This is a genomic window from Psychrobacter sp. SC65A.3 (genome assembly GCF_025642195.1).
Classification (GTDB): Bacteria; Pseudomonadota; Gammaproteobacteria; order Pseudomonadales; family Moraxellaceae; genus Psychrobacter; species Psychrobacter cryohalolentis.
Genome location: NZ_CP106752.1, coordinates 566,466 through 584,422, shown reverse-complemented (window position 1 = coordinate 584,422; position 17,957 = coordinate 566,466). Strand labels below are relative to the sequence as shown.

16 protein-coding genes are annotated in these 17,957 nt (G+C 40.4%); 5 read left to right on the top strand and 11 right to left on the bottom strand.

The window, feature by feature from the left end; all coding sequences use genetic code 11:
* The first annotated feature begins 1,008 nt into the window (after window positions 1–1,008).
* Both recA and OEG80_RS02495 read left to right on the top strand, forming a co-directional pair.
* The gene (gene recA / locus OEG80_RS02500; RefSeq protein WP_020444176.1) at window positions 1,009–2,067 is read left to right on the top strand and encodes a recombinase RecA; all 1,059 of its coding nucleotides are present in this window, start codon (window positions 1,009–1,011) and stop codon (window positions 2,065–2,067) included.
* Between the two features lie 40 nt (window positions 2,068–2,107).
* Window positions 2,108–3,229, top strand: coding sequence for a regulatory protein RecX (locus tag OEG80_RS02495; protein ID WP_263241592.1), 1,122 nt, complete (start codon window positions 2,108–2,110; stop codon window positions 3,227–3,229).
* Between the two features lie 118 nt (window positions 3,230–3,347).
* Here the strand turns inward: OEG80_RS02495 and OEG80_RS02490 are convergent, their stop codons facing one another.
* The 6 genes from OEG80_RS02490 to OEG80_RS02465 form a co-directional block, all read right to left on the bottom strand.
* Window positions 3,348–4,064, bottom strand: a complete 717-nt coding sequence (locus tag OEG80_RS02490) for a YidB family protein (protein ID WP_011514333.1) — start codon at window positions 4,062–4,064, stop codon at window positions 3,348–3,350.
* 223 nt (window positions 4,065–4,287) lie between these two features.
* On the bottom strand, window positions 4,288–4,746 hold the full coding sequence (locus OEG80_RS02485) for a hypothetical protein (protein ID WP_263241589.1): 459 nt from the start codon (window positions 4,744–4,746) through the stop codon (window positions 4,288–4,290).
* Between the two features lie 87 nt (window positions 4,747–4,833).
* The gene (locus OEG80_RS02480) at window positions 4,834–5,115 is read right to left on the bottom strand and encodes an FAD assembly factor SdhE (RefSeq protein WP_201531096.1); all 282 of its coding nucleotides are present in this window, start codon (window positions 5,113–5,115) and stop codon (window positions 4,834–4,836) included.
* Between the two features lie 131 nt (window positions 5,116–5,246).
* A complete protein-coding gene (gene folP / locus OEG80_RS02475; protein WP_263241584.1) occupies window positions 5,247–6,143 on the bottom strand; it encodes a dihydropteroate synthase in 897 nt (298 codons plus the stop codon).
* 154 nt (window positions 6,144–6,297) lie between these two features.
* Entirely contained in the window at window positions 6,298–8,193 is a 1,896-nt protein-coding gene (gene ftsH / locus OEG80_RS02470) for an ATP-dependent zinc metalloprotease FtsH (RefSeq protein WP_020444182.1), read from the bottom strand.
* A 402-nt stretch (window positions 8,194–8,595) separates the two neighbouring features.
* A complete protein-coding gene (locus OEG80_RS02465) occupies window positions 8,596–9,228 on the bottom strand; it encodes an RlmE family RNA methyltransferase (RefSeq protein ID WP_020444183.1) in 633 nt (210 codons plus the stop codon).
* Between the two features lie 370 nt (window positions 9,229–9,598).
* Between OEG80_RS02465 and OEG80_RS02460 the strand changes: the two genes are divergently transcribed.
* Together OEG80_RS02460 and OEG80_RS02455 are read left to right on the top strand one after the other, a co-directional pair.
* Entirely contained in the window at window positions 9,599–9,907 is a 309-nt protein-coding gene (locus tag OEG80_RS02460; RefSeq protein WP_263241583.1) for a YhbY family RNA-binding protein, read from the top strand.
* A 353-nt stretch (window positions 9,908–10,260) separates the two neighbouring features.
* Complete coding sequence (locus OEG80_RS02455) at window positions 10,261–11,013, top strand: DOMON-like domain-containing protein (RefSeq protein ID WP_263241582.1); 753 nt, start codon at window positions 10,261–10,263, stop codon at window positions 11,011–11,013.
* Window positions 11,014–11,111: 98 nt separating this feature from the next.
* Here OEG80_RS02455 and OEG80_RS02450 read toward each other — a convergent pair whose 3' ends face one another.
* Entirely contained in the window at window positions 11,112–11,840 is a 729-nt protein-coding gene (locus OEG80_RS02450; protein WP_011514341.1) for a CHAP domain-containing protein, read from the bottom strand.
* A 267-nt stretch (window positions 11,841–12,107) separates the two neighbouring features.
* On the opposite strand from OEG80_RS02450, the gene OEG80_RS02445 reads away from it, so the two are divergent.
* The gene (locus OEG80_RS02445) at window positions 12,108–12,623 is read left to right on the top strand and encodes a DUF721 domain-containing protein (RefSeq protein ID WP_263241581.1); all 516 of its coding nucleotides are present in this window, start codon (window positions 12,108–12,110) and stop codon (window positions 12,621–12,623) included.
* A 298-nt stretch (window positions 12,624–12,921) separates the two neighbouring features.
* Here OEG80_RS02445 and lpxC read toward each other — a convergent pair whose 3' ends face one another.
* The 4 genes from lpxC to OEG80_RS02425 all read right to left on the bottom strand — a co-directional run bounded on the left by lpxC (window position 12,922) and on the right by OEG80_RS02425 (window position 17,912).
* Entirely contained in the window at window positions 12,922–13,839 is a 918-nt protein-coding gene (gene lpxC, locus OEG80_RS02440) for a UDP-3-O-acyl-N-acetylglucosamine deacetylase (protein WP_263241580.1), read from the bottom strand.
* Window positions 13,840–14,197: 358 nt separating this feature from the next.
* The gene (ftsZ, locus tag OEG80_RS02435) at window positions 14,198–15,394 is read right to left on the bottom strand and encodes a cell division protein FtsZ (protein WP_011514344.1); all 1,197 of its coding nucleotides are present in this window, start codon (window positions 15,392–15,394) and stop codon (window positions 14,198–14,200) included.
* Window positions 15,395–15,639: 245 nt separating this feature from the next.
* Window positions 15,640–16,932: a cell division protein FtsA gene (gene ftsA / locus OEG80_RS02430; RefSeq protein WP_201551241.1), complete on the bottom strand. Its 1,293-nt coding sequence runs from the start codon at window positions 16,930–16,932 to the stop codon at window positions 15,640–15,642.
* Between the two features lie 152 nt (window positions 16,933–17,084).
* On the bottom strand, window positions 17,085–17,912 hold the full coding sequence (locus tag OEG80_RS02425; RefSeq protein ID WP_263241576.1) for a cell division protein FtsQ/DivIB: 828 nt from the start codon (window positions 17,910–17,912) through the stop codon (window positions 17,085–17,087).
* Window positions 17,913–17,957: the final 45 nt, after the last annotated feature.

Sequence of the window (17,957 nt, the reverse complement as noted above, 5' to 3'; positions counted from 1 at the left end):
TACGTCGGCTTCCTTTAAAGCGGCTAAGATATTTATCAGTATCTTAGCCGCTTTTTTATATCTATCAGTCTTCAAACCTTTTACTCATAAGGGTTAAAGACTGATATAACTGACTATAAATATGTTTGATGAGTATCAATAGCTTTCAATTCGAAAAAAAATTATCAGCACAGATGTGAAACATAGGCATTGCCCATACTAAAATCCTGCTAAATTTAAACTTGTAAAATCAGAAATAGCCAAGTTTTGTAAATTAAATGATAACTCTTGTCTGCGCAATCATTGATACCGTAAGGGCTTGGTGAGTTCTCCCCATAAGCTGTGGATAACCCTGTGCATAAGTCGCTACTTGACAAGCATTTGCCTAGATAGCTTAAAGGCTTAGGTAAAATCGTTCATTTTTTGTACGATTTAAAAATTTATTAAAATCAATAGGTTAATGATAATTTAAAAGTAAAATAATTTATTTATAAAATTTTTAATATTAATTTTATCCTATGATATGTTTCACACTGGCTAAATAAACTTTATTTATTTATTGTGGATAACTTCCAAAACTATTGACAAATAGTATGCTCATCAGGTTCAAATATGAACAGCAATTTTGAGAATTATATACAAATATTTTTGTTTTCCCATACGACATCTATTGTCGCCTAGTATTCAGTTATGCTCAATATATGCCTTGGATTTTGTTATAATTACCCTATCTAATAAACAATGATATAAAGTTAGAGGAAGACATAATCTGGTGATATAAGTTGCAAGCCCTACGAGCCTCATTAAAATCTCTAAACTTTTTTTCGCTTTTATCAGCATCTAATTTTACTGTATAGTAGCGTGATGTAACTGACATCGCGATCTACAAGACTCATCTCATTGCCTACTCTAAGCTTAGTTCAAAATGCTATCAGCGATAGCTTACATTGTCATTGATAACATTGAACAAGCCGTTTTTGATATTAATACAACTTATTCTTATAAATGATTGATAACAAGGAGTCCTACATGGACGACAATAAAGCCAAAGCACTTAAAGCTGCACTAGCTCAAATCGAAAAGCAGTTTGGTAAAAATACCATCATGCATTTGGGTGACAACTCAGCAACGCTTGATGTCGACGTGGTATCGACTGGTTCATTAGGTTTAGATATTGCACTTGGGATTGGCGGTTTGCCAAAAGGTCGTATCGTTGAAATTTATGGCCCTGAAAGCTCAGGTAAAACGACTATGACATTGCAGGCAATTGCAGCGTGCCAGAAACAGGGCGGCGTTTGTGCCTTTATCGATGCTGAGCATGCCTTAGACCCTGTATATGCTCGCAAGCTTGGTGTGAATACGGATGACTTGCTACTTTCACAGCCTGATAATGGTGAACAAGCACTTGAAATTACTGATATGTTAGTACGCTCAGGTGCAATCGATATGATCGTTATTGACTCGGTCGCAGCCTTGACGCCGCGTGCCGAGATTGAAGGTGAGATGGGCGATTCACACATGGGTCTGCAAGCCCGTCTGATGAGCCAAGCTTTACGTAAAATCACTGGTAACGCCAAACGTTCAAACTGTATGGTGTTATTTATTAACCAGATTCGTATGAAAATCGGCGTTATGTTCGGTAGCCCTGAAACCACAACTGGTGGTAATGCGCTTAAGTTCTATGCCTCGGTACGTATGGATATTCGCCGTATCGGTGCAGTCAAAAATGGTGATGAAATCATCGGTAACCAAACTCGTGTTAAAGTCATCAAAAACAAAATGGCACCGCCATTCCGCCAAGCTGAATTTGAGATTACTTACGGTGAAGGCACCAATCACTTAGCCGAAGTGATTGATTTGGGTGTTGAGATTGGTGCAGTTGGTAAAGCGGGCTCTTGGTACAGCTATGGCGATGAGAAAATCGGTCAAGGTAAAGCCAATTCTGTACTTTTCTTAAAAGAGAATCCTGCTATTGCTGAAGAGATAGAAGCCAAAATCCGTGCTGAAAAACTTGGCGTAAAGGATGACAGCAAAGCAGCGGTCGTGGCTGAGACTAACGAAGAACTAGCCTCTGAACCTGTACAATAACGGTTTATTTTTAAACCATTATCAGCAACTATGATGTCTTATGAAAATTAAAACGTTAGCTGAAATACTCGCTGAGTCGGATACTGATTCAGCGAGTTCTACGCATAAAAACAAGAAACCCATTGAACAACATTCATCTACTAGGTACTCATATAAAGACAAGCCTAAAAGTACCAGTAAAACTGGTAAGCGCTCTCAGAATCTAAATACACATGATTTAGATGAGAAGTGCACAGTAGGTAACCATACTAATTTTACGGCAGATTCGATTGGCGCCTCTTCCTCTTTAAAAGTTTCATCCAAATCCAAAAAACGTAAAAAACACTTTCATCCAGCTGCTATCTTTCACGCTGAGCCTAATAGTGTACCTACTTATCAGCCACCTGCTGCGCAAAGTATCAAAGAGATGCTGGCTGAAGTTAAACATTCGGTTCATGACAATGAAGAAGATAATGTCTTTATTAATGAGACTGGCGTTGATTCAGCTTTGATGAACTCACAACAAGCATTTGAATCGGTAGCTGCTCATGATATTCAGGGAGGCGACCAAAACAGCCAAATCGATAACTTACCAGCTGCTCTAAAAGCATATTTGCGCACGCCTGAGCAGCGCCAAGCGGAAATGGATGCAATCAAAGCAGAAAGTCGCTTACGTTGGTTAGCATTTTATTATTTGTCACGCCGCGAATACGGTAAGGCTGAGCTTAAGCAAAAATTGCTAGATAAAGAGCAAGAAGCGGCTAAAATTGATGCCCTACTCGATGAGTTCGAAGAAAAAGGCTATCAAAGTGATTACCGCACTACTCTAATGCTGATTCGTGAAAATATCAGAAAAGGACGCGGCAGAGGTCGTATCAAGCAAGAATTCCATCGTAAAAAGATGACGATGCCCGATAATATCGATGAACTTATCGATATGGCAAATGCAGAATCTGATGAGTTTAGTGAATTTATAGATGACAGCGCAGATAATTTGGTCGAAGGTATAGACTGGCTCAAACTGGCAGTCACAGCGCGTATCAAAAAATATGGTGATGATATACCCACTGAACAAAAAGACAAAGCAAGGCAGCTGCGGTTTTTACAATATCGCGGCTTTAATAGTGATATTTGCTTTGCGGCATTAAACTATACGTTAGATACTTTAGATGAACGTTTTTAGCAATTTTTAATGCAACAATTTTAACCTTTAACGATCGCTATTATATTTTAGATATAAAAAAGCGCACCTAGTCAGGTGCGCTTTTTTATCGTTTTAAATGCTATAAATAATAACCTAATTATTTTAGTGCCCCTAGACGGCTTGATAATTGACTAATAATTTGATCAATTTCTTCATTGGCTTCAGGTTCGTTATCTAAATTACCGTTTGGCGTCAATTGGTTCATGACTTCAGGTAATAGCTCAGCCAACCCTTGACGCACCTCTATCTCGTTAGCGCCTGTATGAGCAGCGACTTGCTGTATTTCACTGTCATCAAACAATCGATTGATGTCGTTAGGATCAAGATTATCGTTAAGCTCATTAGTACTCAACCAAGAGCGCGCTTGTTTTTCATAGCCCATACCGGTAATTTTCGAGAGAGCACCACTTAACCCACCATTGCGCTTTATCCAACTCAGTACCATAGGCATAAGGGCAGCAATAAGCATACCTTTACCACCGAAGCCACCCCTCGTCGTTTGACCACCAAGTACACTACCTAGAATATCACCAAGTCCACCAGTACCTGAACTCATGCCACCGCGCTGTTTGCCACCTGTTAACCCGCCGATAATATCGTCTAACCCAAAACCATTGTCTGCTGAGCGGCGCTCGTACTGTTGTGGATTATAACCCGCTGACTGATTGCCACCGCCAAGCACACTCCCCAATATATCACCAAGACCGCCGGTACGACGCGGATTGATACGTTGATTAACTGGATTACGCTGTGCGTCCTCTGGATCCATGGCACTACGTGCTACTTGACTCACTAAATTCCCTAGCAAACTCATAACTTTATCCTTTTTATTATAATAAAATTCGTCGATACAGGTTTTGGTATAGCAAAGTAACGACTGCTACCATCACCTACTATTTAAACCGACCTATAAATATAAATTCCAATATAGCAAATCTATTTGCCTCTCTAGATAGGCATTTTGTTATGAGATGTAGTAGATAATTTAGTACGGTAAGATAAGGCAGGTAAGCATCTACAATTGAAACTAAGTTCAATTAAACGGTTTTGTTTGCAATCATATTTGACAAGATGGTCAACTCGCGCCATTGCTCGGTATTAACCTGATCACGGAATATAGCTACAGAAAATCGGCGTTTATAAGGCTCTACGATATTAAAATCAAAACAGATAACCCAATGAGATTGACTGACCGTATTGAGCTTTGCTTGCCACAAGGCATCCCCACGACTCGTACGTATTAATAACTGCCAATCTTGATAAACACTTTTATCAAGTGGCGGCTGGCTTAGATGTAATAGTATGGGTCGTGATAATGCTAAATAGCCAATGACTGCAGCGCTGATGAGGAGTATAACGACATATTGCCATAAGGCTAATGAAGCAAGCGCCCCCAATACCATAACGATACTGAATAATGCAATATAAAATATCAGATATAAATAGCTTATAGGTTTAATAGCAGTATCGATACGTAGCGAGGTTAATGCTGTCATAGTGAGCTACCAAAGAATATTTCTGATTAATAGAAAAGACTCAATACTACTTTAACAATCAAAAAATAAAACTAGCCATTTAAACAATTAACTCAGACTTTTACTGTGACGCCACGTCTTAATCTTATTAACCAACTCCCATATCGCCTCATCTTCTGGTCGGTTTTGATTGGTAAAATAATCTAATAAATCTGGGTCTTCATGAGTCAGCATTTGCGCAAAGCTTTCTTGTTCGGCAGCTTCTGCCGTTAAATAAAGCTCTTTAATATAGGGTTCAAAATAAAAATCCAACTCTTTCAAACCACGGCGGGCTTGATAAATAATACGGCGTTGCTCATTGGTGGGCTCTGGCTGGTTATTAATGGTCATAAAGGTATTCTCATTCGTTTAAAAGGTATGTAAATAAATATAAAGCACCAAAACTCTATCGTTCACAATTATTATCATCGATAAATTTATTTTTGATTATAAGTTCTTAATTATAGACATAATCACCATTATTAGCTTTTATCATATGCAGATAGCTGGCTCCATAACGCTATGGCTTGCTGCATCATAGCGACATTATGAGTACGAATGATACTTGCCCCCTGCTGCAATGCAAAAAGACCTGCAGCAGTACCCACGTTATCACGCTCAAGCGGTTGGGTGGTAGCAAGCGCTTCTAGACCTGTTTTGGTCAGCACTTCTGCTAAAAATCGCTTGCGTGAAATACCAAACATCATTGGCAGTTTGAGTGTTTGTAAGCGCTTAAGCTCACTCAATAATGCACAGTGATGCTGATAGTTTTTAGCAAAGCCAAAACCGGGGTCAATAATAATATTTTCGCGCATGACACCCATACTTGTCACTTCATCAATACGCACTTTTAGCTCTGTCATGACTTCCTTAACCACATCATCATACTGTGCCAGATTATTCATCGTGGTTGGCTCACCGCGCATATGCATGAGCATAACAGGAATGTTAAGCTTAGCTGCCATCAGCGCAGCGCCCTCACGCTTGAGTGCCCGTACATCATTCCAAATATCCGCGCCTGCTTCAAACGCTGCGTGCATAACCTCAGGACTACTGGTATCAATGGATAGCCATATGTCATCGCCTAGCTGCTGCCTAATCGCTGTCACGACTGGCACCACACGCTGTAGTTCATCAGAAGTCGCCACCATTTCAGCATTTGGACGGGTAGACTCGCCGCCAATATCGATGATGGTAGCACCTGCATCGATCATCTCTTTACATCGTGCTACTGCCTTATCAACTGCATCAAACTGCCCACCATCTGAGAACGAATCTGGCGTGACATTTAAAATGCCCATAATATGAGGCTGTGATAAATCTAAAACCTTATCACGACTGGTCACAGTATAAGCAGTTAAGGGTTGGAATAGTGACATAACTTATCCATGATAATTTGAATTCGTAAAATTGATTTTAGCTCTAACTTATAATGCTTATGATACCAGTAAATCTGATGTCATTCTAAATTGGTAATAAAGAAAAAGCCCTTTGTTAAAAGGGCTTTTTTTATTCAAAACTTAAGAGTAACTTTTACATCGCTGGTAATGGCGGAGGAGTCATTCCGGTTGTTTTCACATCATTCTTTGATAAGTTCACTTCATGATGCTGATAGACTCTTGGTGGACGAGGTTGTTCGCCCGCTAAGATATCTTGCAGCTGATCGCGGTCAATGGTTTCCCATTTCATCAAGGCATCTACCATAGCATGCATCTTTTCTTGATTGCCTTCAATTAATTCACGAGCGATATCATATTGCTCCTCTAGCATACGGCGTACTTCTTCATCAACCTTTTGCTGTGTTGCTTCTGAAATCGTACGACCACCGCCACCAAAGTAACCTTGTGAGCTGTCATCATCTTCATAGACCATGATACCAAGCGCATCAGACATGCCGTATTTGGTTACCATTGCTCGTGCCATTTTGGTCGCACGTTCAAAGTCATTTGAGGCACCCGTCGACATTTGATCGATAAAGACTTCTTCAGCGATACGACCACCAAATAAAATCGCAATATCACTCAGCATTTTTGATTTATACATACTGGTTTGGTCGTGCTCAGGCAACTGCCACGTAACACCAAGCGCAAATCCACGCGGCATAATAGTGACTTTATGCACAGGATCGGTACCCGGTAGCAGCTCGGCGACTAGCGCATGACCTGCTTCATGGTAAGCAGTAGCACGGCGCTCTTCTTCACGTATGACCATTGATTTACGCTCAGGACCCATATATAGCTTGTCTTTAGCATCTTCAAAATCATTCATATCGACGCTGCGCTTGTTACGACGAGCGGCAAACAAGGCTGCTTCATTAACAAGGTTAGCAAGCTGGGCGCCACTGAATCCTGGCGTACCACGGGCTAAGGCATGAGCGTCAACACCAATAGTATTAGGCAGTTTCTTTAAATGCACTTTAAGAATTTGCTCACGACCTTTGATATCTGGCAGCCCTACTTGCACCTGACGGTCAAAACGACCCGGACGCAATAGTGCTTTATCAAGAACATCTGCACGGTTAGTGGCAGCAATGACGATAACACCTTCGTTGCCTTCAAATCCATCCATCTCAACCAATAATTGGTTCAATGTCTGCTCACGCTCATCATTACCGCCGCCCATACCGGAACCACGATGACGACCGACAGCATCAATCTCATCAATAAAGATAATACATGGCGCGCTTTTCTTCGCTTGTTCAAACATATCACGGACACGTGACGCACCAACACCGACGAACATCTCAACGAAGTCAGAACCTGAAATCGAGAAGAAAGGTACTTTAGCTTCACCAGCAATAGCTCTTGCTAATAGCGTTTTACCCGTACCTGGAGGACCTACCATCAAGATACCGCGTGGAATCGTCGCACCAAGCTTGGTAAATTTATCCGGGTCTCGTAAGAACTCCACCACTTCGACGACTTCTTCTTTGGCTTCTTCACAACCAGCAACGTCTTCAAAATTTACTTTGATTTGGTCTTCGGTTAGCATTTTGGCTTTTGATTTACCAAAGCTCATCGGTCCACCGCCTTTACCGCCAGCGCCGCCTTGCATATTACGCATAAAGAATAAAAACAGACCAATAATCAGCAAAATTGGGAAACTGGCTATCAGCAATTGCATCAATACGCTTTGGCGCTTCGGTGCAGTGCCTTGGACTTCAACTTTATTTTCACGCAGCAATGGCATCAGCTCGTCATCCATCACAGCTGGACGAATGGTTTCAAATTCAGAACCATTTTTCTTCTCGCCGGTGATTTGCTCGCCATCGATCTCAACACTGGCTACTTGATTTTCTGACACAGCGGTCACAAATTCAGAGTAGTTAAGGTTATCGGGCTCAGATGATTTATCAAAGCCACTAAACACCAGCACTAAAACGCCGATTACCACCAGCCACAATAAGGTATTTTTTACCATGTCGCTCACTAGTTATTCCCATCCCATACTTATTGGTGTGTTTACTAAACACGTGACGTCTATATATAAACGTATGTCTCGCTATTCAAAGTCTATTGGCGAATTATCATTTCTCATTGCAAATTTAAGGTATAAAACAACCTTATATTTTTATTAGAGAAATAAGCCGCGCAATAACGATAAATAACTGAGTTTATAAGGCGCTTACTGTCAGACGACTTTGCTAAAAATATCATATAAGCACTTAGAAAAATGCTTAAGAGTTGATTTCAAACAAAGTTAATATATCATGATATGTGGTATTAACCTGAATAATTCAAGCAGCATTCCCATTTATTCAGTTAACGATTGTAGCCGTTTTCATTCAATGATTTTAACTGGCTAATTTTGAGGTGAGAGTTTCATTTCATATTACTTGATTGCAATCCAAAATATCTCTTTTGAGCGCGGTCTAGAAGCACCAGGCTTAATACTACGGATTTTACTAAAATCCGCCTGCATCTGCTTGCGTAATTCTTGTGTACCCTCGCCTTGAAACACTTTCATAATAAGCGCGCCACCTTCTGGTAAGGTTGCCAGCGCGAAATCGACCGCCAGCTCACATAAGTACATCATACGCGGCTGGTCAATGGCACTATTACCTGCTGTATTGGGCGCCATATCAGACAGCACCACATCAACTTGTCTATCACCAACCTCAGCCATGATACGGTCAAAAACTTCTGGCTCGCGAAAGTCACCTTGGATAAAGGTAACATCCGGCAAGGTATCCATCGGCAAAATATCAGAGGCAATCAAGATACCTTTTTCCCCAACCAATTGACCAGCCACTTGAGACCAGCTGCCAGGGGCACTACCCAAATCAACAACGGTCATACCTTTTTTGATCAGATTGGTTTTTTCATTTATTTCTAATAATTTATAAGCAGCACGGGCACGGTAGCCATCTTTTTGGGCCTTTTGCACATAGTGATCATCAATGTGCTCTTTCATCCAAGCACTACTGCTCTTTGACAACTTTTTGTTTTCAATACGTGTGGCCAAAATTCCTGCTCCTATAACGTGCTTTTCTATATGCGCATATGTATTTATTAACTAATGTCTTAATATACTTTTTGCTTTATGTCACTTTCTACAACCATGCAATCAAAAACACTATTAACTATGATTTTCAATACTATCAAGCTATTTATTAGCTTCAAAAGACTAAACCGTTAATTTTTCTTAGTGAAAACACTGCTTTATAAGAGCGTAGCGTTTATAATGTACCCATAATGGCAGTTTAACATTTTCATCACGTAAAATCGTGCAAAATCCTGCTGATCTCATGCAAGATGATCATAGATTAATTATAATGGTCATCAATTGCTCTCAATTTTATTATATTTTGTTTTTACCAACCCCTAGGAATTCTATGCAACTTGATAACGCAACCATCAAACGCTTAAAAGGCATTGGTCATGATTTGAAACCGATTGTCATGATTGGCAATAAAGGTGTTACGCCAAGCATTACTGAAGAGATTGATCGCGCCTTATCAGATCATGAACTGATTAAAATAAAATTGCCTGCTGGTATCAAGGAAGAGCGTGATGTCATCGGCGCTGAGCTTGCTGCTACTGCAAAGGCGACTTTGATTCACTCAATTGGTCGTATGGCGCTATTGCTACGCAAAAACCCAAATGCCAATCCTAAACTTTCAAACCTTGCTCGTAATGCATAATGCGTCATTACTTGCTTCATATCGTCTGTTGAATATGAAATGGCTTAAAATAGCGTGCTGATTTATTTTTAGACAGATGATAACGGTAAATCATATAGTTAAAATATCTCAAAAACGCTACAGTGCTGCTGGTATAAATTTTTTGCAGCCTCTGTCGGCTAGCTACAGCAAGCAAGAAAAATTGATACCAGCAGTACATAATGTGTAGATATTACTTTTCATTGACTATAAAAGCCGCGATGCACTTTTGCTCGCGGCTTTTATGTCATTTATAGTTCACTATTTAATATGCGATGTTCGTTGGCAGCTATATCATGTTTTATGGTGCTAATAATTTTTGAGATAATAAGAATATGAGCCAAAGTTTTGATTTATACCTAGCAACTGAAACCTTAGCAGATGACGCGCAGCAACTTGGCGTGACAGTAAAAGTTTTACAGGATATTAGCATACAGGTAAGCGCAACGCTTGTAGCGCGGCCAGAAGCTTACTTGCAGCTAGAGTATCGTGTGACGTTGCCCGCTGAATCACTAGCTGCTCTATTAACTTGGCCAAAGTGGCAAGCAGATAAAATAGGCTTTAAGGATTATCTGTGGGAACAAACCTGCCTTGAGTGCTTTTTAACAGGTTCTTTAATAAGTAGCCGTTCAGAAGATAGCGATAAGTCCCCCAAAACCAATATGGCAATGTCCTATATTGAAATCAATGCCAGTCCTGAAGGTCAGTATGCTCTTTATGAGTTTGACAGCTATCGCTCTCCTACAACACTACCGCCAAGACCTCTTATATACGCTGACGGACAGACACGTGCTGCTATCGATTGGATAGACGGTAACAATCCGAAACTGTTAATAGACTACCCAATATCAACGCATGAACCTTATCACTACCAACGCAGCTTTAGAATGCCATTAGATTCATTGACGTCCTTGAATCGCAAGTCAGATTACAGTAATGATGCCCTTATCAAATACATACATCCTTGTGTTATTTTATCCTTTGGCGAAATCACTCTATACTTTGCGCCCAAACATGCCTCGCCACCCGACTTTCATAATCGTCAGTATTGGACACCATTTGATAGGCTATCCGCCGTTGCCAAGTAAAAATATCAACTTAATAGCTAGCCTTATTTAAGACATAAAAAAACTCAGTAATGTCATAAAGAGCATTACTGAGTCCGGAGAGAGCGCTTAACTGATACTTATTTGTCAGCCATAGCAAGGTAGATACCACGATCTGAAGCATCATCGACGTATCTAGCATCGCGCCACGTCGTATAGTTGTAATGACCGCTGTATGGGCTGATGCTGTTTTGACGGAAGTCAGACACCCAGTCATTACCATCAAATATTTGAATATGGCCATGAGGACGACTTGAGGTACGGTCATAAACAACCACATCACCAACCTGTGGTTCCATGTTATTACTGATTTTGGTAAAACCCGCTTGTGACAGTGTGCCACGAGACGCATATTGATACGCTGAAGGATTAGGCGTGAATTCGTAGCCCGCTGATTGTAACGCTTTACGGACATAACGAGCGCAATAGCCTGTGCTACTAGATAAAGCGACTCGTGAAGCATTCGCTGCTGCAATAGCAGGCGCCGAATAACGATCTGGCACTGAACTTACTTTCTGCTGACGTTGCTCATAAGACAAACGATTGGTTAGCGAAGCAAGCTGATATTCTTTTTGTTTTGCATGCGCGCTTAAATTATCGATTGCTTGGCTGATTTCATCATTGCTAGAAACATATGCACCGCTGTTGGTGCTGTAGATGTTACGACTAGAACCATAGTTCGCAGAAGTAGTGATATTGGTGATGGTATGACTCAAGGTATTATTTGATTGAAAGGTTGTTTCGGCAGCACCACTTGTCTGTGCTACGCCCATTCCCAATACTGATAAAATTAATAAAGCTTGTTTCATAAATTTACTACCTATTGTGAAAACAGAATTGCTCGTCATCCGTGACAAAGCATGAATTAGTTTAGAGAATATAATCATGAAATAAACATGATAAAATATTTAGTACAATCGCTCTTTTACTTCTTAAGTAGCTGATGCTGATATCATTAGCAGCTTAATCATCTACTACATAAATCGTTTGCTACGTCATACCTTGCTTTAAAAATGAGCGTTTAGAGCCTGTTTATTATGAGTATCGATTTTTCACCTATTAGATGAGTCATTACGATGTCCAAAAAAAACCCTAACCGCCTTGCCACTCTCATCGATCATCAAGCTTTTGCTGGTAGTGCGCTACCTCAAAACCTATCTGATAGTATGCGTTTATATGTGCAAGCGACCACTGAAATAAAAGCGCTTTTGGTAGATTGTCTACCTGAGGAAATCCTCAATAACTGCTGGGTCGTAGGCTTAACGTCTGAGCAATTGACACTCAGTGTCGAGTCCGTCACTGCTGCCAATCATATTCGCTATTTGCAGAGCGCGTATTTGCAAGTGTTAACAGAGCAGTCAATTACATTTAAACAACTCAAGCAAATTCGCGTCGTCATAGCCAATAAATCTACCAATAATAATTATTCTAAATCATCATCAGGCTTGTCAGCATTACGCTCAATGTCCGTTAAAGCCCATGAAAATCAGGCTCTTAGCCAAAACACAAAGCGGACTATATCACAGGCAGCAGAGCATGTCACCACTGATGAAAACCTCAAAAAAGCACTATTACGCCTTATAAATCCTTAAAAAACCCCTGCAGATAATGTAAAGTTATGTAAACTAATCCGGTAAATGATACGATTCAGGCTGGGTTTTTGTAATTCCAAAAACAAAAAAAATCATCTGTCAGTGTTATTCACATTGTGAACCTCACTGACAGATGATTTTGCTATTCGCTACAGCTTTTATCTCATCTACTATACAGACAAGTTATCATAAAATAAAGAAATATATATCCACTTATATGAATATAATTTCACTCTACTTATAACCATTTTATGTAATATTGCGTAAATGTTTCGATACTTCGTGTATATTCCTGTATTCATCCTTCGACAGTTATACCATTCAAAGGTAAATATTCGATAGGACATGTTACATTGTCATCAAAAGTTACAATTTCAAAGTTATTATGGTCAGATAAAATCTCACGTACCAATAAGTTATTTAAAGCATGACCGGATTTATAAGCATTAAAACGACCCAAAATGGGATATCCAATCAGATATAAATCACCAAGTGCATCTAGAATTTTATGACGAACAAATTCGTCATTAAAACGCAGACCTTCTTCGTTCAAAATATTACTTTCATCGATAACAATCGCATTATCCATGCTACCGCCTAATGCCAGATTGTTCTGACGCATGGCTTCGATATCACGTAAAAAACCAAAAGTGCGTGCTGAACTCAGCTGCTCAATGAAGTTTTGGGTTGAAAACTGCAATTGGGCATGCTGAAAGTTTTTATCAATCGCAGGATGATCAAAATCAATCTCGAAATTAAGCTCAAATCCATTATAAGGACGTAGCTCTGCCCATTTATCGTCAACTTTGACACGTACCGTACGTACAATCCTGATAAATTTCTTTGAAGCATCCTGTTCGCAAAAACCTGCTTGCAATAACAGTCCTACAAAAGGCGCAGCACTGCCATCCATAATAGGTATCTCTGATGCTGATACACGAATTAATAGATTATCAACGCCAAGTCCCGCTATCGCGCTCAGCAAGTGCTCAACCGTGCCGACACGTGTACCACCAAACACCAGATTAGATGACATCATGGTATCTTGTACCAAAAAGGCACTGGCAGGAATTGGCATGCTGCCAGTAATATCAGAACGCTCAAAGACGATTCCAGTATCGATTGGTTGCGGATGAAATTCTAAATCAACAGGTTGACCACTATGAAGACCAGTACCTGTAACAGCAATTGCTGTTTTTATGGTTCGTTGATTCATGGCTGTCTTCTCACATATTTTGTTACAATTGCCATAGTGTATCATTACCCGAACCCTGTTCGCTAGCGATAAAAAGCGTTAATTTACCTATCTCTTTGATTGATAACACTTATCGAAGCATTATTATCGGTGACTGTTTAGTCGCAATCACCAACAGACGGCTATGAAATATCGGGCTTTGAAAGGCTTCCTCTCTTGAAAATACCGCCTAAATTGGTATGAGTAGGTAACATTTTCTGATAAATAGGAATAACCAATATATAAGTAGTTGGTAAATAGCAGAAATTATGAATAGGCACAAAAAAGCCAGCGTTTGAACGCTGGCTTTTTTAGAGAGCAATATTTATACGAATGAGATCTATTTGTTCTGCTGACGCTTTAGATAATCTTGAATGCTATTGGTCTTAGTTTTAGTCTGTTCAGGCACAGTATTAGAGCGAATTGGGTTTTCTTGATACTGAGCTTGAGACTGTTTTTGACTGTTCAATGCACTGGTATGCAAGTTTGGGTCAACAGGTTGCGTACTATTTACAGAAGGCACAGGTTGCTCCACCACTTCAGGCTCTTCACCAGCGTTTTCATCTAAGGTTAAACCAGTTGCAATAACCGTCACATGCAAGTCGTCGCCCATTTTTTCATCAATCACTGAGCCATAGAAGATATGCGCTTCATCGATATCAGTAATTTCTTCGACGATCACACTGATCTTGCTCATCTCATCTAGAGATAAGGATTCAGATGAAATCACGTTGACGAGTAAGCCTTTGGCATTCTCTAGGCGCAAATCATCAAGTAATGGCGATCTGATGGCTTTTTCAGTCGCTTGACGCGCACGATCATCACCGCTGGCACGACCGATACCCATCATCGCATGGCCCTTAGCGGTCATTGCGGTACGGATATCGTTAAAGTCAATGTTGATCATACCTTCGCTAGCGATGGTCTCTGCAATACCTTGGACTGCATGCAATAGCACATCATCTGCTTTTTTAAACGCATCTTGCATAGAGATGTTGCCGTAGACACTCATCAACTTATCATTTGGAATCGTAATGATAGAATCTACAAAGTTAGTCAGCTGCTCGATACCCGCTTTGGCAGCTTTGATACGTTTGCCGCCTTCAAATTTGAACGGCGTGGTAACTACAGCAACGGTCAGTACTTCCATTTCTTTAGCAATACGTGCTACGACTGGTGCAGCACCAGTGCCCGTACCACCACCCATTCCAGCAGTGATAAAGACCATATCTGAATGCTCAAGCAGTGCACGAATTGCTTCTTCGTCACTTTCTGCTGCTTCACGACCCACTTCTGGATTCGCTCCTGCACCAAGACCACGGTTGGTTTTTGCACCAAGTTGTAGCTTATGCGGTGCGGTCAAACGATCAAGCGCCTGTTTGTCCGTATTGGCACAGACGAATGTTACACCTCTAATCCCTTGCTGTACCATATGTTCAACTGCATTACCGCCGCCGCCGCCTACACCGAATACAGTGAAGCTTGCTTGGCCATTATTTTGAAGCTGATTATCATCTGGCATGGTGTATTTTGACATAAAAAAGTTTCTCCAGTTGCAGATAGCGTGATGGTCGATACGTGGTAACACACGCATATGGCGCGCTATCGACTTACTATATATAAATGTATTTGATTAAAACAGGGCCATGGCTTAAATAGTAATGCTTAACCAAGATATGCCGTTATTATACAGGGTATTGCTTTTAATATGCTTGCTTGGTCTTGCTGACAAACCGCTTATCTAATTACGGTAAGTAGATTGTCAGCAGGATTATAGGACAATTATAATATCTTTTTTAGTACACTGGCAAAACGTTGACCAGCACTTTGAAAAACACCCGTCACACGATTTTTTTGAATCGCTTCAGGCTCGCTTTTTTCACTGCGCCGAAACTGCTCGCTTTGGCTATATAGTAGTGTACCAAATGCCGTTTGATAAGCCCGATCATTAACCTGAAGATTCAGCTGCTTAAAGGATTCATCATTATCAAAATGATTATAAGCACTAATCGCAGGATGCGTATTGGTTAATACCACTGGCATTTTTAATAATTTTTTCGCAAACGGTATCATGCCTTTAATCGCACTACCGCCGCCTGTGAGCACAATGCCCTTATCAATATAGCCTAATAAGTCCGCTTCATGTAACTGGCGTACTACTTCAGTGAAAATCTGCACGTAACGGGCTTCGATAATACGCGCAAGGTTATAGATACCAATGTTGATTTCATCACCTGACCCTTGCGGTTTAAACAGGAAAAACGAGCTTGGATCTACGCTGTTCACATCCACTGTACCATGCGATTTTTTCAGCTTTTCAGCCTCTATCATTGAAATACCAACGTCTGCTGAAATATCCATCGTCACTTCATGACTACCCGTTGCGATACAATGGGTAAAAATCAGCTTATTTTCTTTATAAACGCAAATACTTGTGGTGCTGGCACCTATATCTACCAAGCAAACGCCTTGTTGGCGCTCTTCGCTCATCAAGCTATATTCGGCACTGGTTACCGCATCGAAGACAATATGATCAATACCCACATCACAGCTTTGCAATAGTTTTTGGATATTTTGACGACCAGCAACTGGCATCATCATCATGTGATACATCACAGCTATATTGTGCGCCACCATATCAATGGCATCATCAACCATAAACTCTTGGTTATCGATATAAATACCTTGCTGACAACAATGCATCAAATAATAGTCAGATGACAAATCTTGCGATTTGGCATTTGAGAGCGCTTGCACCATATCTTTAGCACGAACGAATTCATCTTCTACTCTAACATCGCCCGCACTATTTTTGCTCAATAGCTCAGGAGTCGCCAGCGTCAGCCACACACTATGCACACGGCAATTAGCGGTATCTTCCGCTTCTTGAATAGCCTGTTTGATAGCGCCTTGCAAGCGTTCGCGATGCTTGATTTGACCTTGATAAAAGTCGCTATTCTTAACTTGCCCCACACCCATAATACGGATGTCTTTTGCAGACACAACACTACCAATGACGACATAAACTGCCGTGGCACTTAAATGGACAACAACCAAATTTTCAGTATTTTTCATGGTACCAGACAAATTATCGCTAAACAGGAGAACAAATGATGTCTCCATTAAATCATTAAAATAAGTCTATTATCAGCTGATAATAGCGTATGTATACTCTGTATAAAAAATAAAGCAGACAAGTTTAGCGTGTTGGCTACTTTATATATTACTTATAGAGGTGCTTCAGTTGTTGGTTTTTCTTTTACGGGTGTATCATTATCTTTTGGCACTGCTATATTCCATGCAATCGTAAATCCATTTTTGTAACGAAGATCTACTGATTGTATCTCATCACGGCGGTTTTTTAATTGATTACCCAGCAGCTGGCTTAAGTTCAGTAGCTTTTGCGCCGTATTCTCATTATCAACGATAATACGTAACCCATTATCAAAACGAATCAGCCACGTCATTCTTGGCGACAAAATAATATCTTCAACTTGTAAGCCAAGCGGAGCATACCAGTCATTGACTTGCTGCATCTGTTGCATAATGACTGGCGCTTGAGTCATATTGCCTTGCAAAGTTGCAAAGTTCTCTTGCGTTAAATCTCTACTATCAGCAGGGACAAACACATTGCCCGTTGCATCCACTAGACGTTCAGTACCAAAATTTGCCACTGCTTGCTTAGGTAATACAGTAACCACAATACCTTTTTGCCAGTTACGACTGATACTGACCTGATCAACCCAAGCCAAACCAGTGGTAATATCTCTCAGCGCTTGCAAATCAGAGGTGAAAAAGCTGCTCACACTTTGCTGATTCATAACATGCTGTAGCGCCCGATATTCGGCAACCGTCAATCCTTGATGATCGACATGAATAGCTGCTGGAGGTGCGTTACGTAAAGCCTTACCGCCCATTATCAATATCAGCACTAATAACCCAAGCACCAATACGGTAAAAAAGTATCTAACCGCAGTGGGTACTTGAAAGTTTGATTTTGGGTGACGGGTTTTATCACTCATCAAGTCAGCGACGTCATTGACAGTTTGAGCCATATTAAACTTCGTCCCTATATTTAATCAAAATAATCTGTATATTTC